Source organism: Streptomyces neyagawaensis, assembly GCF_023516595.1.
In the GTDB taxonomy this organism is placed as follows: Bacteria; Actinomycetota; Actinomycetes; order Streptomycetales; family Streptomycetaceae; genus Streptomyces; species Streptomyces neyagawaensis.
In genome coordinates this window covers 62,954-79,614 of the sequence record NZ_JAMGBG010000019.1, presented here as the reverse complement: position 1 = coordinate 79,614, position 16,661 = coordinate 62,954, and the positions used below count along the sequence as shown (strand labels likewise).

Genomic DNA, 16,661 nt, shown 5'->3' with positions numbered 1-16,661 from the left:
CCTCGCCCTTCCACTCGACCCACTGTGGGCGGATCTTCAGTTCCTCCGCGATCTTGTGGATCTCTTCCGCCGCCTTGGCCAGGCGGTCCGCGGCCGCCTGTACCGTTCCGCTGTTCGCCTGGTCCAGCCACTGCAACATGCGCTCGTGGCTCATGTCTTCGAAAGGGTTGCCGCCGGGCATCAGATCGTGCCTCCCGCGTCGCCGCCGTCCGTCGGTGTCTGAGGTTCGGTCTGGGGCCCGCTCCCCGTCTCTCCGGGTGCCGTCGGCAGGGCGGGGTCGTACGCGCCGCCGTAGTGTTCCGTCGTCTCCGCGCTGATCGTGGCCATGCGGTCGCGGATGTCGAGGTCGATGTTCTGGTAGCCCTTGTGGGACGCCATGACCGCGATGCCCATGCCCTCCATCGAGTCGGAGAGCAGCTTGGAGAGGTTCTCGAGCTCCGTGATGACCGTCTCGTACGCGGTGAACAGGCCCGCCGCCTGCGCCCACTCACCGTTGCCGCCGCCGAACTGGGCCCGGGCCAGCGGCTCCTGGCCCACCTTGCCGGGGCCCGCGTCCGAGTCCTTGAGGTCGGTGATCAACTGGTCGACGCGCTTCTGGAACGCCGTGAACGACGACAGTTCCGTGGCCACGTCCGCGGCCGCGTCGCGCGCGGTGTCGAAGATGCCCGACACCCACGAGGGGCCCGTCGCGCCGCCCGTCGAACCCCCGTCCGCCATCACTGCCCTTCCCGTAGCACTGGCAACTCATCGACCACTTTAGCCATTTGCTGTGACAGTGTGGCGTCCAGGGCGAGCGGAGCGCATGCGGGTTCGTACTCAGGTGTGGGGCGCGGAGACGGCGGTCAGCGATCGTGCTGGGGATGTCAGCGAGCGTTCGCGGGTGAAATGCGGGAAACACATGCGCGAGGCCGCGCCCCTCCGACGGTGTACGTGAAGCGGTACGTCGCCGGCTGGGCGCGGCCCACAGAGGTCGCCCACGGAGGTCTGGGTCAGGACACCCGCCGCGCCCCCGCCGACGGAACCGCCACGAACACCCTCGGGGTCGTGAAGTCCGCTGCGGCGAACGCCTCCTGGATCGCCTTCGTGACCGTGTCCGCGTCCGCCGACTCGACCAGGACGATCGCCGAGCCGCCGAAGCCGCCGCCCGTCATCCTCGCGCCCAGCGCGCCCGCCGCGATCGCCGTGTCGACGACCAGGTCCAGCTCGGGGCACGAGATGCGGAAGTCGTCGCGCAGTGACGCGTGGCCCTCGATCAGGACGGGGCCGATCGCCCGTGTCTCGCCCGCCTCCAGCAGCGCGACCACCTGTTCCACCCGGTGGTTCTCCGTGACGATGTGGCGGACCAGGCGGCGGACCTCCTCCTCGTCGCCGAGGCGCTCCAGTGCCGCGTCGAGGTCGTCGTATGCCACGTCCCGCAGGGCGTCCACGCCCAGCAGGGCCGCGCCCTTCTCGCAGCCGGCGCGGCGCTTGCCGTACTCGCCCTCGCTGTGGGAGTGCTTGACCTGGGTGTCGACGACCAGCAGTTGCATGCCCCGGGCCGCCAGGTCGAAGGGGATCTGCTTCTGGGAGAGGTCTCGGGTGTCGAGGAACAGGGCGTGGCCCTGCTCGCAGCACGCCGACGCCGTCTGGTCCATGATGCCGGTGGGCGCGCCCACGTAGACGTTCTCCGCGCGCTGGCACAGTCGGGCCAGCTGCCAGCCCTTCAGGCCGAGGTCGAAGAGGTCGTTGAGGGCGAGGGCCACCACGACCTCCAGCGCGGCCGACGAGGACAGGCCGGCGCCCGTCGGGACCGTCGACGTCAGGTGCACGTCCGCGCCGGTCACCGCGTGGCCTGCCTCGCGCAGCGCCCAGACGACGCCCGCCGGGTACGCCGTCCAGCCGCGGTCCGACTCGGGGGCGAGACCGTCCAGCGTCAGCTCGACCACACCGCCGTCCACGTCGGAGGAGTGCAGGCGCAGCACGCCGTCCGTGCGGCGGGAGACCGCGGCGACGGTGGTGTGCGGGAGGGCGAAGGGCATGACGAAGCCGTCGTTGTAGTCGGTGTGCTCGCCGATGAGGTTGACCCGTCCCGGCGCCGCCCACACCCCGTCCGGCGCCGTCCCGTACAGCTCCTCGAACCGCTCGGCGACAGCGACCTCGGCCCCGGACTCCACGGACCCGGACTCCACGGCTCCGACCTCCACGGCCTCGCCCTCTACGGCCTCGCTCATGCCCTGACCCTCACCTTTCCTTGCCCACCGGCCGACGATCCGGCCGAACCTACCGACCGCGACACCGGCCGAACCTACCGACCGGCACCCCGGCCCACACCACCCCGGCCGACGCCCTCACCGGCCGACGCCCTGACCCGTGAAACACCGGGGACGACCTCACGCGTACACGACCGGGGACGACCTCACCCGGCCTGTCGCCGCGCGAACTCCCACGCGTCCGCCACGATCCCCGCGAGGTCCGCCCGGGACGGGTTCCAGCCGAGGCGGTCGCGTGCCGTGGCCGCGGAGGCGACCAGGATCGCCGGGTCGCCGGCGCGGCGGGGGGCGACGACCTCGGGGATGGGGTGGCCCGTGACCTCGCGGACCGTCTCGATGACCTCGCGGACGGAGAAGCCGTTGCCGTTGCCCAGGTTGCAGATGAGGTGCTCGCCGGCCACCGCGGCGTCCAGCGCCAGCAGGTGCGCCTCGGCGAGGTCCGCGACGTGGATGTAGTCGCGGACGCAGGTGCCGTCGGGCGTCGGGTAGTCGTCGCCGAAGACGGAGATCGCCTCGCGGCGGCCCTGCGCGACCTGGAGGACCAGCGGGATCAGATGGGACTCGGGGTCGTGGCGCTCGCCGCAGGAGCCGTAGGCGCCGGCCACGTTGAAGTAGCGCAGCGACACCGCGCCCAGGCCGTGGGCGGCCGCCTCACCGGTGATCATGTGGTCGACGGCGAGCTTGGACGCGCCGTAGGGGCTGGTCGGACGGGTCGGCGCGGACTCCACGATCGGGGTGGTCTCGGGCTCGCCGTAGGTGGCGGCGGTCGAGGAGAAGACGAGCGTGCGCACGCCCGCCTCGCGCATCGCGCCGAGCAGCGCCATGGTGCCGCCGACGTTGTTGTCCCAGTACTTCTCGGGCTTCACGGCGGACTCGCCGACCTGTGAGAACGCGGCGAAGTGGAGCACCGCGTCGAAGGACGCGTCCAGCCACTTCGCGGCGTCCCGGATGTCGCCCTCGATGAAGGACGCGCCCGCCGGTACGCCCTCGCGGAAGCCCGTGGAGAGGTTGTCGAGGACGACGACCTCGTGGCCCGCCTCCAGCAGATGCTGGGCGACCACGCTGCCGACGTATCCCGCACCGCCCGTGACCAGGTACTTGCCGCTCATGAACTCGCTACCTCTCGCAGTCGCTCGGCCGCGCGCTCCGGCGGCACGTCGTTGATGAACACGTTCATGCCGGATTCGGAACCCGCGAGAAACTTCAGCTTGCCGGAGGTGCGGCGGATGGTGAAAAGCTCGAGGTGGAGTGCGAAGTCGTCGCGGTTGACGCCCTCGAAGTCCTCCAGCGCGCCGAACGGTGCCTGGTGCCAGGCGGCGATGTACGGCGTGGGCGGTTCACCTTCGCCGAAGATCCGGTCGAAGCGCCTCAAGAGTTCCAGATAGACCTGGGAGAACTCTGTACGCGCGTCCTCGTCGAGCGCCAGGAGGTCCGGCACGCGGCGGCGGGGGTAGAGGTGGATCTCGTACGGCCAGTGCGCCGCGTACGGCACGAACGCCACCCAGTGCTCGGTCTGGAGGACGATCCGGTCGCCGGCGAGTTCGCTCTCCAGTACGGCGTCGAAGAGGTTCTCCCCGCCGGTGGCGTCCTTGTGGGCGGCGAGCGAGCGCAGCATCAGGGCGGTGCGGGGGGTGGTGAAGGGGTAGGCGTAGATCTGCCCGTGGGGGTGGCCGAGGGTCACGCCGATCTCCGCGCCCCGGTTCTCGAAGCAGAAGACCTGCTCGACGGAGGGGAGATGCGACAGCTCCGCGGTGCGGTCGGTCCAGGCCTCCAGGACGAGGCGGGCCTGCTCCTCGGTGAGGTCGGCGAAGGACGCGTTGTGGTCCGAGGTGAAGCAGACGACCTCGCAGCGGCCGGAGTCGCCGGCCAGTGACGGGAAGCGGTTCTCGAACACGACGACGTCGTACGAGGAGTCGGGGATCTCGCTGAGCCGGTCGCCCTGGGAGGGGCACAGGGGGCATTCGTCGGCCGGCGGGTGGTAGGTGCGGCCCTGCCGGTGCGAGGCGATCGCGACGGAGTCGCCGAGCAGCGGGTCCCTGCGTACCTCCGAAGTGGTGACGGTGCGTTCCAGGGGGCGCTTGTCCACCGCGTCGCGCACGGTGTCGTCGCGCAGGTCGTAGTAGATCAGCTCACGACCGTCGGCCAGCCGGGTCGAGGTCTTCTTCACGCCGGACTCCCCATCCGTACCCGCAATCGAGCGATCAAGCGATCAAGCCATCACGACATCGAGCTCACCAAACAGAACCGAACACATCAAAGCACAAGTCCCCAAGCGCGTCACCATCACAATTAAACAAAGATCACCAGAACACCAACCGATGGCACCACTCGTGTCATCCGGCTCCCCTGCCCCCTGCCCCGCTGCCGTCATCCATCCGAAGTCACCGAACGAAGTGAGCCGCGCATGCAGAATCTCGCCGCCGAGCTACGGCTCCACACCGACTGGCTCGACTACACGATCCTGGCCGTCTACTTCGTCGTGGTCCTCGGCATCGGGTTCGCCGCCCGGCGGTCGGTACGGACGAGCCTCGACTTCTTCCTCTCCGGGCGTTCCCTGCCCGCCTGGGTGACGGGGCTCGCGTTCATCGCGGCCAACCTGGGCGCCACCGAGATCCTCGGCATGGCCGCGAACAGCGCGCAGTACGGCGTCTACACCACGCACTGGTACTGGATCGGCGCCATCCCGGCCATGGTCTTCCTGGGCCTGGTGATGATGCCCTTCTACTACGGCAGCAAGGTCCGCTCGGTCCCCGAGTTCCTGCTGCTGCGCTTCGACCGGGGCGCGCATCTGCTCAGCTCGATCCTGTTCGCCTTCGCCGCGATCCTGATCGCCGGGGTGAACCTGTACGCCCTCGCCATCGTCGTCGAGGCGCTGCTGGGCTGGCCGGAGTGGGTGTCGATCGTGGTGGCCGGGTTCTTCGTGCTCGCGTACATCACCCTGGGCGGCCTCTCCTCGGCGATCTACAACGAGGTCCTCCAGTTCTTCGTGATCCTCGCGGCGCTCATCCCGATCACCGTGCTCGGTCTGAAGAAGGTCGGCGGCTGGGACGGTCTGTCCGACTCGCTGACGGCGAGCAAGGGCCCGGACTTCGTCACCGCCTGGGACGGCACCGGCATCGGCAACGACAACCCGCTCGGCGCGAACTGGCTGACGATCGTCCTCGGCCTCGGGTTCGTCCTCTCCTTCGGCTACTGGACGACGAACTTCGCCGAGGTGCAGCGCGCGCTGTCCGCGAAGAACCTGTCGGCGGCCCAGCGCACCCCTCTCATCGCCGCCTATCCGAAGATCTTCATCGTGTTCCTGGTGATGATCCCGGGGCTGGTTGCCGCCGTCCTCGTACCGGGGTTCGGCACGGACGAGTCGGGCTACCAGTACAACGACGCGATCCCGTACCTGATGCAGGACCTGCTCCCGAACGGCGTCCTCGGTATCGCCGTCACCGGGCTCCTCGCCGCGTTCATGGCGGGCATGGCGGCCAATGTGTCGTCCTTCAACACCGTGTTCACCAACGACATCTGGGCGAAGTACGCGGTCCGGGACCGCGAGGACGAGTACTACGTCCGCTTCGGGCGGTTCATCACGGCGATCGGGGTGCTCGCGTCGATCGGGACGGCGTTCCTCGCGTCGTCCTTCTCCAACATCATGAGCTACCTCCAGACGCTGTTCTCCTTCTTCAACGTGCCGATGTTCGTCGTCTTCATCATCGGCATGTTCTGGCGGCGCGCGTCGATGAAGTCCGGCTTCTGGGGGCTGCTCGCCGGGACGACGGCCGCGATGATCAACTACTTCGTCCTCTACAAGCGGGACGTCCTCGACATCCCCACCGACCAGGGCGCCAACTTCGTCTCCGCGATCGCCGGGTTCGTGGCGGGCGCGGTGGTGATGGTCGCGGTGTCCCTCTTCACCGCGCCGAAGCCGGAGGAGGACCTCCAGGGGCTGGTGTACGGGACGCGCTCCCCCGGCATGGAGGAGCCGCCGGCCGAGGGCGACGACGCGTGGTACCGCCGGCCGGCGCTGCTCGGCTGGGGCGCGATCGTGCTGGCCGCCGCCTGTTACATCCCGTTCTCGTTCTGACGACCGGAGGACCGATACCGATGTCCGACTTCCCCGAGCCTCCTGAGCACTCCGGACGCCACGACGACGCCGGGCACGGCGGGCGGGAGCACCCCGATCACGCCGCCCGCTCCGGGTACTCCGAGCGCGACGTCCAGCGCGAGGTCACCGAACTGGAGGGCAGGTCCACCACGGCGGCCCGCCTCTTCGACATCCGCCGCATCATCGGCGGCCTCTTCGTGGTCTACGGCGTCATCGTCACCCTCGCGGGCATCACCGCGTCCGACGCCGAGATCGACAAGGCGGAGGGAATCAACATCAACCTGTGGACGGGCCTCGGCATGCTCGCGTTGGGGGTGTTCTTCTTGGCGTGGCTGTGGCTGCGGCCGATTCGGCCGGCGGAGCATGCGGAGCGCATGGAGCAGTAGGAGCAGGCCTGCGAGTGGCGGGAGGGGGAGGGAAGAGGGCCGGAGCCGCTTAGGCCCTCCTACGTCACTCGGGGGCGAAAAGGTCGGCCGGGTCGGTCACTTCATAGGCGCGGGCTCGAAGGATCTTGAGTTGGTCCATGTCGGTGGTTCCCAGGACTCTGCTCTGCACCGCGGATGGCACCTCGATCCCCCGCCTGTACAGAAGTCTCAGACCAGGCGTTGCAGCCGCCTCTGTTCGACGCCCTCCATGTAGCCCTCGGTCCAGGCCTGCTCTGCGGCCTCCAGACACGCTCGTCGCACCGAGGGATGCCAGATGTACGGGGGCAGCTTCCACCGGGCCCGGTCGGTCCCGGACTCCTTGCTCAACGGGTCAGGTTTCGTCACTGTCGAAGAGGTCGGCCGCGTCCGTGACGTCGTAGGCGCGGTCCGCCCAGACCTGGAGCAGGTCGGGGTCGGTGCAGTTGCGTACCTTCCGCCTGACGGAGTCGGGTACGTCGAGGTGACGCCGGTCGAGGGTGCGCAGGATGCTCGCGATCCGCTCCTCCACGCGACCCTCCTCGCGCAGCTTCACGGCGACCGGGTTCTTGAAGAAGTAGTTCACCGTCATCATCAGCTCCCTCCACACCTTCTTCGCCTGGTCGTCCACCAGGCCTGACTCGACGAGTTCCGCGAACACAGACGCAGTCTCCGGGTTCACGGTCTCCAGAACCGCCGCGAGCGGTTCCAGTATCGCAGCGGCGTCCGGGCCTCTACCATGCGTGATCGCCGAGAACACGGCGAGGGTGACGTCCCGTGCGACCTCCGCCTCGTCGGCCACCACGGGGACGTTTTCCGGCCCCAGGACGAGCGGCCTCACGACCAGCGAGGACCAGCTCGGCAGGCCCAAGCGGATGGGCTGGGCGGCCCACCGGGCCGTGGAGCGGCTCTGCGTCATGACGATCAGCACCGGCTGGCAGCCGTATTTCTCGTGGAGGTACGAGAGGTAGTACGGCCAGCTGCCCCGCTTCCTCTCGTCCCTCTTCCCCTGCGATTCCAGAACCAATAGGAAGTCACCCTCGTCGGTGTCCACGCGTACGAGGCTGTCCACCCTGCGCTCGACCGGAGCGATCTCGGTCAGATCCGTATTGACCACGGAGATCACGCGCGGCTCCGGAAACGGCACGTGGAATAGCCTCCGGAAGCTGCGGATCATCCCTTCGGTGTCCTTCTGACAGATCTGATGCAGTACCTCGTGCGACGAGCTGACCATCGGTTCTCCCTCCTTTCGTTCGGCTGATCAACGAGTCACGCTGCGGCCAGGTCACACGGCAGTTCGCACCACACGTATTTGCCCGACTGTCCGAACCGGGAGGACGGCTGCCAGCCCCAGGTGTTCGTGCAGGCCCGCACGAGGGCGAGGCCCCGGCCGGCCTCGGCGTGCGGCTCCCCCGGGCTGCCGGGCGGGCCGGGTGGCTCCGGGTCCCCGTCCCACGCGCCGATCCACAGCGCGCCACCCGTCCAGCGCACGCGCAGGGCCGCGGGTCCCTTGGTGTGCAGCACGGCGTTGGCGATCAGCTCGGTGGCGAGGAGTTCGGCGGTCTCCAGGAGGGAGGACAGACCGTACATCGTGAGGATGAGCCGGAGGGTACGGCGGGAGACGGTGACGGCTCGGGGGTCGTGGGGGATGTGGAGGACGTATTCCCAGGGGTCGGCGCCGGCTGTGGGCATGAGTGACTCCGTTCGGGGGTGGGGGGTTGAGGGGAGCGGAGGGTGCGGGCGGTGGCATTGCCGCAGCCGTCATGGCGTGACGGAGTGGTGCGCTTCCAGAACCCCGGCATTCCGCAGAGTGCGTAGCGCGTCACTGACGGTATGCCTAAAATTTATGACCCGGCAAGTCGTTCACGTACCCTGACACCCGAACGAGGCAGGGCGGACGGCACGTTGATCGATGGAGCTGGCGCATGGCCACGAGACGAAACCCCACCGCTCGACAGGTGCGCCTGGGCACGGAGTTGCGCAGAATGCGTGATACCGCAGGCCTGAAAGCCACTCAGGCGGCGGCTCTGCTGGGGACGACCTCCGCCCAGATGAGTCAGATCGAGTCCGGCATCGCAGGCGTGAGCGAGGATCGCCTGCGCCGCATGGCCGCCCATTACTCCTGCACCGACCGGGAGTTGGTCGACGCACTGGTGGCGATGGCGGCCGATCGGACGCGGGGCTGGTGGGAGAAGTACCGAGGGCTGCTGCCCGCGTCCTTCCTCGACCTGGCCGAGTTGGAGCACCACGCCACACTTCGGCACAACGTGGAGTTCCTGTACATCCCCGGCCTGCTCCAGACGGAGGACTACGCTCGCGCGATCTTCTCGTACCGGGTTCCCGAACTCCACTACGGCGAGCTGGAGTTGCGCGTACGCCATCGCATGGACCGGAAAGTGGTCATCGAGGGCCCCGACCCGGCGCCCTACAGGGCGGTGATCCACGAGTCGGCGCTGCGCATCCGAGTCGGCGATCGTGCCGCCGCACGCGCCCAGCTCCGCCATGTCCTGGATCTCTCGGAAGCCGACCACGTCACCGTGCGCGTCATCCCGTTCGACCTGGACGGTTTCGCGGGGGCCGCGAGCGCGATGACGTACGTCGGCGGGCCGGTGCCCAAGCTGGACACGGCGCTGCGCGACACCCCTCACGGCACGGCGTTCATCGATGCCGAAGCCCAACTCGGCGCGCTTCGAACGCTTTTCCGTAAGGTGGAGGCTGTGTCACTGGAACCCGAGCGTTCGCGTGACTTCATCCACCGACTGGTGAAGGAACTGTGAGGCAGCGGCATGGCGACCCCCGACAACTGGCAGAAGTCGTCGTTCTCAGGCTTCGGCGACGGCAACGACTGCGTGGAGCTGGCCACTGACCCGGACGACATACGCGACATCCGCCTCCGGGAGTCCGACACCCCGACCACCCAGCTCCAAACGACCCCCGCCTCCCTCGCCAGTCTCCTCCTGCACATAAAGGCGGCCGGCCGACGCCATGTGTCGGCCCACTGAGGAAGCATGGAGCGCTTCATGGCTCAAGCCCTGCACTGGCAGAAGTCCACCTTCTCCGGTGGCGCCGAGGGCAACGCGTGCGTCGAACTGGCCGCCGTCCCCGGATGCATACGTCTCCGCGAGTCCGACTCCCCCTCCACCCACCTCCGCACCACCCCCGCCCCCCTCGCCGGTCTCCTCCTCCATATAAAGGCGGGCCGTCGACGTGCGAAGGCCCGCTGAGGAAGGAGGGAGCACTTCATGCCTCAGGCCCTGCTCTGGCAGAAGTCCACGTACTCCGGCGGCGGTGAAGGGGACACCTGTGTCGAACTGGCCGCCAGCCCCAGATGCATACGTCTCCGCGAGTCCGACTCCCCCTCCACCCACCTCCGCACCACCCCCACCCCCCTCGCCGGTCTCCTCCTCCACCTCAAGGCGAGCCGCTGAGGTAAACCCCCGGTGACACGCGGGGGCTCGCTGGATGGTGGGGCTGACGTGCTCGTTCCTACGGTGGGGCCATGTCTACCCCCACGCCTCTCACCGCCCACCGCACCGCCTGCCGTCCCGGCCTCCGTCCAGCCCGGCGCACCGGCGCCGCCACGACCGTCCTCCTCGCCCTCGCCCTCCTCGGCACCCTCTCCCCCGCCCACGCCACGGCGGACCCCCTCCAACGCGACGCCGACGCCGTGCGGGACAGCGGTGTCACCGGAGTGTCCGTCCGGGTGGACTCGCCCCTTGGTGCACGGACCGCACGAAGTGGCGTGGGGGACCTCCGGACCGGGGCTCCGGTACCGCCCGCCGAGTACATCCGGATCGGCAGCACCACCAAGACGTACGTCGCGACCGTCGTCCTGCAACTCGTCGGCGAGGGACGGCTGTCCCTGGAGGACTCCGTGGACCGGTGGCTGCCCGGCGTCGTCCGCGGCAACGGCAACGACGGGCGGCGTGTCACCGTCCGCCAGTTGCTCCAGCACACCAGCGGGCTGCCGGACTACATCGCTGACGTCCTCCCGGACATGAGCGCCGCCGGCTACCTCAAGCACCGCTCCACCACATACAGCTCCCGGCAGCGCGTCGCCTTCGCCATGACGCATCCGCCCGTCTTCGCGCCGGGCACCCGCTGGGAGTACTCCAACACCAACTACATCCTCGCCGGGATGGTGATCGAGGCGGTCACCGGCCGGAGCTGGGACAAGGAGGTCGAGGAGCGGATCCTGCGTCCGCTGCGGCTCACCCGGACGTACGCGCCGGGCGACGACCCCCGGCTGCCCCGCCCCCACGCGCGGAACTACCAGCAGTTCGAGGCGGCGGAAACGCGAGGCGGGTCGGCATCAGCCGCAAGCCCCGGTTCCCTCACCGACACCACCCTTGCCTACCTCCCCTTCGACGGGGACGCCGACGGGTCGCTCATCAGTACGACCGCCGACACCAACCGCTTCTTCTCGGCGCTCCTCGGCGGACGCCTCCTCGCCCCCGCCCAGCTCGCCGAGATGCGGCGCACGGTCGCCGTGCCCGACACCCCCGGCGAAGTACCCGGCTCCCGGTACGGGCTGGGGCTGGCCTGGACGCCGCTGAGCTGCGGCGGCGGCTACTGGGGGCACAGCGGCAGCGGCTTCGGCTATCTGGCGTGGCCCGCGACCACCGGCGACGGCCGGGTGTCCATCACCGTCGCCGTGCACAGCCGGCCCGCCGACGAGACGACCGCCGTCCGGCAGATCCGCGCCATCACGGATCTGGTCGACCACGCGGTCTGCGCCCAGCCGCACCGGCAGGAGGGCAAGGGCCACAGGGATCGTACGTAGCCGTAGCCGTAGCCGTCGGCCCGGCCTCCTCCCGTCGAACGGACCCGCCTGCCGGCTGCCTACTCCTCCACCCCCGCCACCCCCTGCGCCACCGGCCCCGCCCGGTCCAGCAGGCCCGTTCGGGCCGCCAGGGCCGCCGCCTCCAGTCGTGAACCCACGCCCAGCTTCATCAGGACCCGTTGGACATGGGTGCGGGCCGTCGACGGGGCGATGCCCATGCCCGCCGCGATCAGCCTCGTGTCCTCGCCGTCCGCGACGCGGACCAGGACCTCCACCTCGCGCGGGGTCAGCATCTGGAGCAGGCGCTGGCCCTCGTCGTCCGGCTGGGCCGCCGGGTTCAGCAGTTCGCTGAACGCGCTCTGGAGCAGTTGCGGCGCCACCGCCGCCTCTCCCGCACGGGCCTTCATGATGGCCCGCTCCACGCCCTCTATGCGTTCGTCGTGCCGTACGTAGCCGGACGCGCCCGCGGCGAACGCGGCGGCTATGCCGCGCGGGTTGGGCACCGGGCCGAGCACCAGTACCGCCACCTGCGGTCGTTCCCGCTTGATCCTGACCACCGGGTCGAAGATCCCCGGCTCGGCGGGTGTCGCCGTGCCGAGCAGGCACACCTCGGGTGCCCTGCTGATCACCAGTTCCGCCGCGCCCGCGGCGGGTGCCGCCGCGGCGAGCACCCGGTGCCCCCGCAGCTTCAACGCCGAGGCCAGCGCCTCGGCGAGCAGTCGGTGGTCGTCGACCACCATGAGCCGCACTCCCATCGAGCCAGCCACCCCCCAGTCCCCCAATGGTTGCCAACTATGGCCGCCCACCGGGCCTCACGGACAGAAGCCCCCCGACTCCGCCGTCTGCTCCCCCGCTCTCATGCCCCCGGAAGCTACACGCTTGTTCGACGTTGCGCTCCCCCTACCGGAGAGAAGTGCCCCGGATTACCGAAATCCCTCCCATTCGGGAGTGATGCGGGATACGTGCACGGCCCCGCCCCTGACCAGGGGCGGGGCCGTCGCGCGGGACCCAGGGGGCGCGTGGGGTTACTTCGCCCCGAAACCGAGCGCCGTGTACTCCTTTTCGTCCTCGTCGTAGGGCTTGCTGACCAGGTCCTTGCCGATGAAGAACCGTCCGTCGGTGTAGAGCATCTCGCTCAGCGTCGGCACCATCGCGCTGATCGCGCGGAGGACCGACTCGGACGACGGGGTCTCGATGAGGGTGGTCTGCTTCAGCGTCTTGCCGTCGATGGAGACGACCTGGGCGCCCTTGTCGTACGGGCCGTCCTTGAAGGCGATGACGTTCGGGCCGTCCATGCGGATCGGGAACAGCTCGTAGTCGTCACCCGCGTCCACCCGGTCGCCGGTGGGCTTCCCCGTGGCCAGCGAGAAGGAGACGATCTCGTTGGTCCTGCTGTAGGAGCCGGTGCCGTCGTGGTTCTCGGTCGGCATGTACACCTTGTCGTTGCCGACGTAGATGCCCTTGCAGGACCAGACGCCGCGGACCGGGCAGTCGTAGTTGTACTTCTTGTCCGGGATGGAGATCTTGGCGCGCAGCTTGCCCTTGTCGTCCAGCGAGAAGATGTCGCTGGTGCCGGTCAGCGGCACGTCGCTGCCGGTCACCACGCCGAACACCACCGGCTTGGTGGAGATGATCTTGGCGCGGTCGATGCCCGAGGGCAGCTTGTACGTCCACTTGACGCTGCCCGACTTCGGGTCGAGCAGCTGGACCTCGAAGGTCTCCTCGCCGTAGTCGCCGCACTTGCGGACCGCGACCAGCTGGGCGCCGCCCGCGTAGCCCTCGTCCGTGCACTCGCCGGCCTTCGGCGACCACAGCACCTTGCCGGAGTTGACGTCGAAGGCCGCGCCACCGGAGTAGCCGCCGGCCGCGGCGACCGTCGTACCGGAGATGGTGACCTCGCCGAACGGGACCTTGCTTCCGCTGACGTCGGCGCTCTTGGTCCAGATCTCCTTGCCGGTGTCGACGTTGAACGCGATGACCTGGGTGCACGCCGGGCGCTCGTCGGCCTTGCTGCGCTTGGCCTCCTCGGTGATCACCACGGAGATCCCCTCCGTGGTGATCTCACGGGAGCTCGCGCAGGTCTGGCCGGGCAGGTCCAGCGTCCACTTGGCCTTGCCGCTGTCCGGCTCATAGCCGACGATCTTGTTCAGACCGGCCTTGGCGTACGTCTTGTCGGTGAGCCAGGACCCCTTGACGCTGTCGATCTGGCCCTTGTCCTTGATCTCGTGCGCCGGGACCTGGAAGAGGACCTTGGCGCTGGAGTTGGAGGGCGCCTTCTCCTGAGCCTCGGCCGGGATCTCCACACCGCCGGACGACGAGCCGCCGGACGACGAGGTGCCGCCGTCGGTGCCCTTCGGGTCGTCCTTGCCGCCGGTCGTCCCCTCGGAGCTGGCGGTGTTCTTCTTGTCGTCGTCGCCGCCCTTGGAGGTGGCGTACCAGACGCCGCCGCCGACGATGAGGGCGATGGCCGCGACCGCCGCGGTGATGATGATCGCCGTGGAGTTGACCTTCTTCTTGCCGCCGGGGGCATGCGGCTGCATCGCCATCGTCGGCTGCTGGTAGCCGTACGGCTGACCGGGCTGTCCGTAGGGCTGCTGACCGTACGGGCCGGGCTGCGGCTGCCCGTACGGGCCCGGCTGACCGGGCTGGCCCGGGTAGCCGTAGCCGGGCTGCGGCTGCGGCGGGGGCGTCTGCGGGTAGCCGTACCCCGGGCCCTGCGCGGGCGGCGGCGTCTGCGGCGGGCCCGCGGGAGGGGTCTGCTGCGGGTAGCCGTAGCCGGGGCCCTGCGCGGGCGGCGGGCCCTGCGGCGGGGGCGTCGGGGCGCCGAAGCCGCCGGCCGGCGGGGGTGTGGGCGCGCCGAAACCGCCCTGTGGCGGGGTGTCCTGCGGGGGCTGGGCCGGGGGCTGCGGCGGCTGGTTCGGGGGCGGGCCCGGCGGCTGGTTCGGCGGGGGCGGCGGCTGCGTCATGACGTGAATACCTCGGAGCGGAAATCGGAAGGCGGGTGAGGGACGAGAGGGGAGGTCGACCGGGACGCCGGTCCCCGGCTCATTTGCCGTAGGCCAGCATCAACTTCTCCTTCGACTCGTCCACGCCCGTCAGCAGGGTGGTGGAGATGTAGAAGCGCCCGTCCACGTAGTCGATGGCCTTCGAGTAGAAGGAACTCTCGATCTTCGCGGCGCTGTCCGGCATCTGCAGGAGCTTCGTGACCTTGGGCTTGGGGCCCGTGGTGGGGAACGACACGATCTGGCCGCCCTCGCCCCCGTACGTCGACTCGACGTACGCGATCAGCTGGGAGTTCTCGATCCTCACGGCCGACATGGCCGCGTCGGCGGGGGACTTGACCCGCCACTTCTCCTTGCCGGTGGACAGGTCGACGGCGACGATCTCGTTCGCGTCGTCCTTCGCCTCGGTCGGCAGGTAGAGGGTGTCGGCGTCGGCCGCGATACCGGAGCAGCCCTGGAGGTTGCGGGAGATGATCCCGGTGTCGCAGTCGGGCTTGAAGGAGCCCTTGATGTCGAGCTGGGAGCGGGTGGAACCGTCGGCCTTGAAGGCGGAGATGTTCCACTTCTTCTCGTCCTCGTTGCTGAGGTAGAGGACGAGCGGGTTCAGCGCGTACACGTGGTCGACCCGCCAGCCCTTGGGGATCTTCCGCGTCCACTTGGCCTTGCCGGTCTTCGGGTCGAGTTCCTGGACCTCGTCGTGTGCCTTGTCCTCGGAGCCGACCGCGCAGGAGGAGACGGCGACCAGCCGCGCTCCGCCCGCGAACCCGCCCGGGTAGCAGGCCTGGCCGTACTCCTTCTTGTCCCAGAGCTTCTTGCCGGTGTTGACGTCGTACGCGGTGCCGGACTGCGAGCGGCCCACCATGAGCGTGTCACCGGTGACGGACAGCCCGACGCTGATGTTGCTGTCGAACAGGGCGCCCTTCTCCAGCTCGGCGGTCCAGCCCGTCTTCCCGGTGTCGAGATCGATCTGCTGGAGCTGGTCGCACTCGGAGTCTTTGCTGGTGCCGCGCTTGGAGGCGACCACGATGTGACCGTCGGCGGTCGGCCGCGGGGTGACCGTGCAGATCTCGCCCTTGAACTCGATGGGGTCCCAGGCGGGGTCGCCGCTCTCGACGTCGAACGCGAACAGCTGCTTGTACGCGGCCTTCACGGCGACCTTGTCGGTGACCCACAGACCGGGCGCGTCCGCACCCGAACCGGGCGCGTCCGGCGCGCTCTTGTACCAGAGCACCTTCGCCTCGCCCGCCTTGCGGCCCTCGTTGAGGTCGGAGATGTCGAGGTCCTCGCCGCCGCCCCCGCTGCCGTCGCCCGGGTTGACGGGCGCGGACGGGGAGGAGGACGTCTTGGGGTCGTCGGCGCCCTTGCTCGCGCTCTCCTTGGCGACCGGCTTCTTCTTGCCGCCGTCGTCACCGAGGCTCGTCACCGTGAACACGGTGCCGCCGATCACGAGGAGCGCGGCCACCGCCGCGCCGACCGCCAGGGCCGGCTTGCCCTTGAAGGGGTTCTTGGAGCCGCCGCCCGACGGCGGGGTGGGCGCGCCCGGGTACTGCCCCTGCGGGTAGCCGTAACCGGCTTGCGGCGGTGGGGTGTAGGGCCCCGGCTGCTGCGCGTACGGCCCGGGCTGCTGCGCGTACGGGCCCGGCTGCGCGGGCGGTTGCTGCGGGTAGCCGTAGCCCGGGGTCGGCGCGGGCGGGCCCTGCGGCGGAGGGGTCTGCGGATAGCCGTACGGCTGCTGCGGTCCGGGGTTCTGCGGAGCTCCGAAGCCACCCTGAGGCGGCTGGTTGGGTGGCTGAGTCATCAGCGCGTTTCCCCCTGTTCGCTGCTTTCGAGCCACCCGTCGTCACGCGTGGTGTCGCTTCCCGGACTGTTGTCAGTCGGCTCTTTCTATCACTGCGACACGACCGTGCACGGGGCCGGTCGCTCCCCTGTTCCCAAGGGAGAACCGCCCCGTAATGCCTCCGTTACGCTCCTTCACGCCCCCTTCACGGGACGCACGCCCCTTGCCCCGCAAGGCTTCAGAGGCACTCGGGGGACGGGGGAACACCGGGCGCCGACAACGCCCTGACGGGGCGCGGGGAACCGCGCGACCAGCCACCCGCATCCGGCACCCGGCATCGAACAGCGGCCCCC

17 protein-coding genes are annotated in these 16,661 nt (G+C 69.6%); 7 read left to right on the top strand and 10 right to left on the bottom strand.

All coding sequences use genetic code 11. The features are described 5' to 3' along the window. Positions 1 to 180: 180 nt before the first annotated feature. The 4 genes from M8J73_RS10470 to galT form a co-directional block, all read right to left on the bottom strand. Positions 181 to 717 carry a DUF2563 family protein gene (locus M8J73_RS10470; RefSeq protein WP_240501086.1) on the bottom strand — a complete coding sequence of 179 codons (537 nt, stop codon included), beginning with the start codon at positions 715 to 717 and terminating at the stop codon, positions 181 to 183. Positions 718 to 989: 272 nt separating this feature from the next. Next, entirely contained in the window at positions 990 to 2,210 is a 1,221-nt protein-coding gene (gene galK / locus M8J73_RS10465; RefSeq protein WP_240501085.1) for a galactokinase, read from the bottom strand. Positions 2,211 to 2,395: 185 nt separating this feature from the next. After that, complete coding sequence (galE, locus tag M8J73_RS10460; RefSeq protein ID WP_055537596.1) at positions 2,396 to 3,358, bottom strand: UDP-glucose 4-epimerase GalE; 963 nt, start codon at positions 3,356 to 3,358, stop codon at positions 2,396 to 2,398. Further along, positions 3,355 to 4,416: a galactose-1-phosphate uridylyltransferase gene (gene galT / locus M8J73_RS10455; RefSeq protein ID WP_055537595.1), complete on the bottom strand. Its 1,062-nt coding sequence runs from the start codon at positions 4,414 to 4,416 to the stop codon at positions 3,355 to 3,357. The genes galE and galT overlap by 4 nt, the downstream gene beginning before the upstream one ends. A 237-nt stretch (positions 4,417 to 4,653) precedes the next feature. On the opposite strand from galT, the gene M8J73_RS10450 reads away from it, so the two are divergent. After that, the gene (locus tag M8J73_RS10450; protein ID WP_055537594.1) at positions 4,654 to 6,324 is read left to right on the top strand and encodes a sodium:solute symporter family protein; all 1,671 of its coding nucleotides are present in this window, start codon (positions 4,654 to 4,656) and stop codon (positions 6,322 to 6,324) included. A 20-nt stretch (positions 6,325 to 6,344) separates the two neighbouring features. Next, the gene (locus M8J73_RS10445) at positions 6,345 to 6,731 is read left to right on the top strand and encodes a hypothetical protein (protein ID WP_240501084.1); all 387 of its coding nucleotides are present in this window, start codon (positions 6,345 to 6,347) and stop codon (positions 6,729 to 6,731) included. A gap of 207 nt (positions 6,732 to 6,938) precedes the next feature. On the opposite strand, the gene M8J73_RS10440 is transcribed toward M8J73_RS10445, so the two are convergent. Genes M8J73_RS10440 through M8J73_RS10430 form a run of 3 tightly spaced genes read right to left on the bottom strand, consistent with a single transcriptional unit; the run spans position 6,939 to position 8,438 of the window. Continuing rightward, the gene (locus tag M8J73_RS10440; RefSeq protein ID WP_157873070.1) at positions 6,939 to 7,097 is read right to left on the bottom strand and encodes a hypothetical protein; all 159 of its coding nucleotides are present in this window, start codon (positions 7,095 to 7,097) and stop codon (positions 6,939 to 6,941) included. A gap of 4 nt (positions 7,098 to 7,101) precedes the next feature. Continuing rightward, positions 7,102 to 7,980, bottom strand: a complete 879-nt coding sequence (locus M8J73_RS10435; protein WP_055537593.1) for a hypothetical protein — start codon at positions 7,978 to 7,980, stop codon at positions 7,102 to 7,104. A 35-nt stretch (positions 7,981 to 8,015) separates the two neighbouring features. After that, positions 8,016 to 8,438 (bottom strand): ATP-binding protein, encoded by a 423-nt coding sequence (locus tag M8J73_RS10430; protein WP_055537603.1) that lies wholly within the window; start codon positions 8,436 to 8,438, stop codon positions 8,016 to 8,018. Between the two features lie 233 nt (positions 8,439 to 8,671). On the opposite strand from M8J73_RS10430, the gene M8J73_RS10425 reads away from it, so the two are divergent. The 5 genes from M8J73_RS10425 to M8J73_RS10405 all read left to right on the top strand — a co-directional run bounded on the left by M8J73_RS10425 (position 8,672) and on the right by M8J73_RS10405 (position 11,529). Beyond that, positions 8,672 to 9,523: a helix-turn-helix domain-containing protein gene (locus tag M8J73_RS10425; RefSeq protein ID WP_055543433.1), complete on the top strand. Its 852-nt coding sequence runs from the start codon at positions 8,672 to 8,674 to the stop codon at positions 9,521 to 9,523. Positions 9,524 to 9,532: 9 nt separating this feature from the next. Next, positions 9,533 to 9,748, top strand: a complete 216-nt coding sequence (locus M8J73_RS10420; protein ID WP_055543434.1) for a DUF397 domain-containing protein — start codon at positions 9,533 to 9,535, stop codon at positions 9,746 to 9,748. A gap of 6 nt (positions 9,749 to 9,754) precedes the next feature. After that, positions 9,755 to 9,970, top strand: a complete 216-nt coding sequence (locus M8J73_RS10415) for a DUF397 domain-containing protein (RefSeq protein WP_308408343.1) — start codon at positions 9,755 to 9,757, stop codon at positions 9,968 to 9,970. A gap of 18 nt (positions 9,971 to 9,988) precedes the next feature. Further along, the gene (locus M8J73_RS10410; RefSeq protein ID WP_249828513.1) at positions 9,989 to 10,174 is read left to right on the top strand and encodes a DUF397 domain-containing protein; all 186 of its coding nucleotides are present in this window, start codon (positions 9,989 to 9,991) and stop codon (positions 10,172 to 10,174) included. 71 nt (positions 10,175 to 10,245) lie between these two features. Continuing rightward, a complete protein-coding gene (locus M8J73_RS10405) occupies positions 10,246 to 11,529 on the top strand; it encodes a serine hydrolase domain-containing protein (protein ID WP_249828512.1) in 1,284 nt (427 codons plus the stop codon). 59 nt (positions 11,530 to 11,588) lie between these two features. Here the strand turns inward: M8J73_RS10405 and M8J73_RS10400 are convergent, their stop codons facing one another. The 3 genes from M8J73_RS10400 to M8J73_RS10390 form a co-directional block, all read right to left on the bottom strand. Beyond that, complete coding sequence (locus M8J73_RS10400; RefSeq protein ID WP_249828511.1) at positions 11,589 to 12,284, bottom strand: helix-turn-helix transcriptional regulator; 696 nt, start codon at positions 12,282 to 12,284, stop codon at positions 11,589 to 11,591. Between the two features lie 270 nt (positions 12,285 to 12,554). Further along, the gene (locus M8J73_RS10395; RefSeq protein ID WP_249828510.1) at positions 12,555 to 14,495 is read right to left on the bottom strand and encodes an outer membrane protein assembly factor BamB family protein; all 1,941 of its coding nucleotides are present in this window, start codon (positions 14,493 to 14,495) and stop codon (positions 12,555 to 12,557) included. Positions 14,496 to 14,574: 79 nt separating this feature from the next. Next, complete coding sequence (locus tag M8J73_RS10390) at positions 14,575 to 16,329, bottom strand: outer membrane protein assembly factor BamB family protein (RefSeq protein ID WP_055540034.1); 1,755 nt, start codon at positions 16,327 to 16,329, stop codon at positions 14,575 to 14,577. Positions 16,330 to 16,661 lie beyond the last annotated feature (332 nt).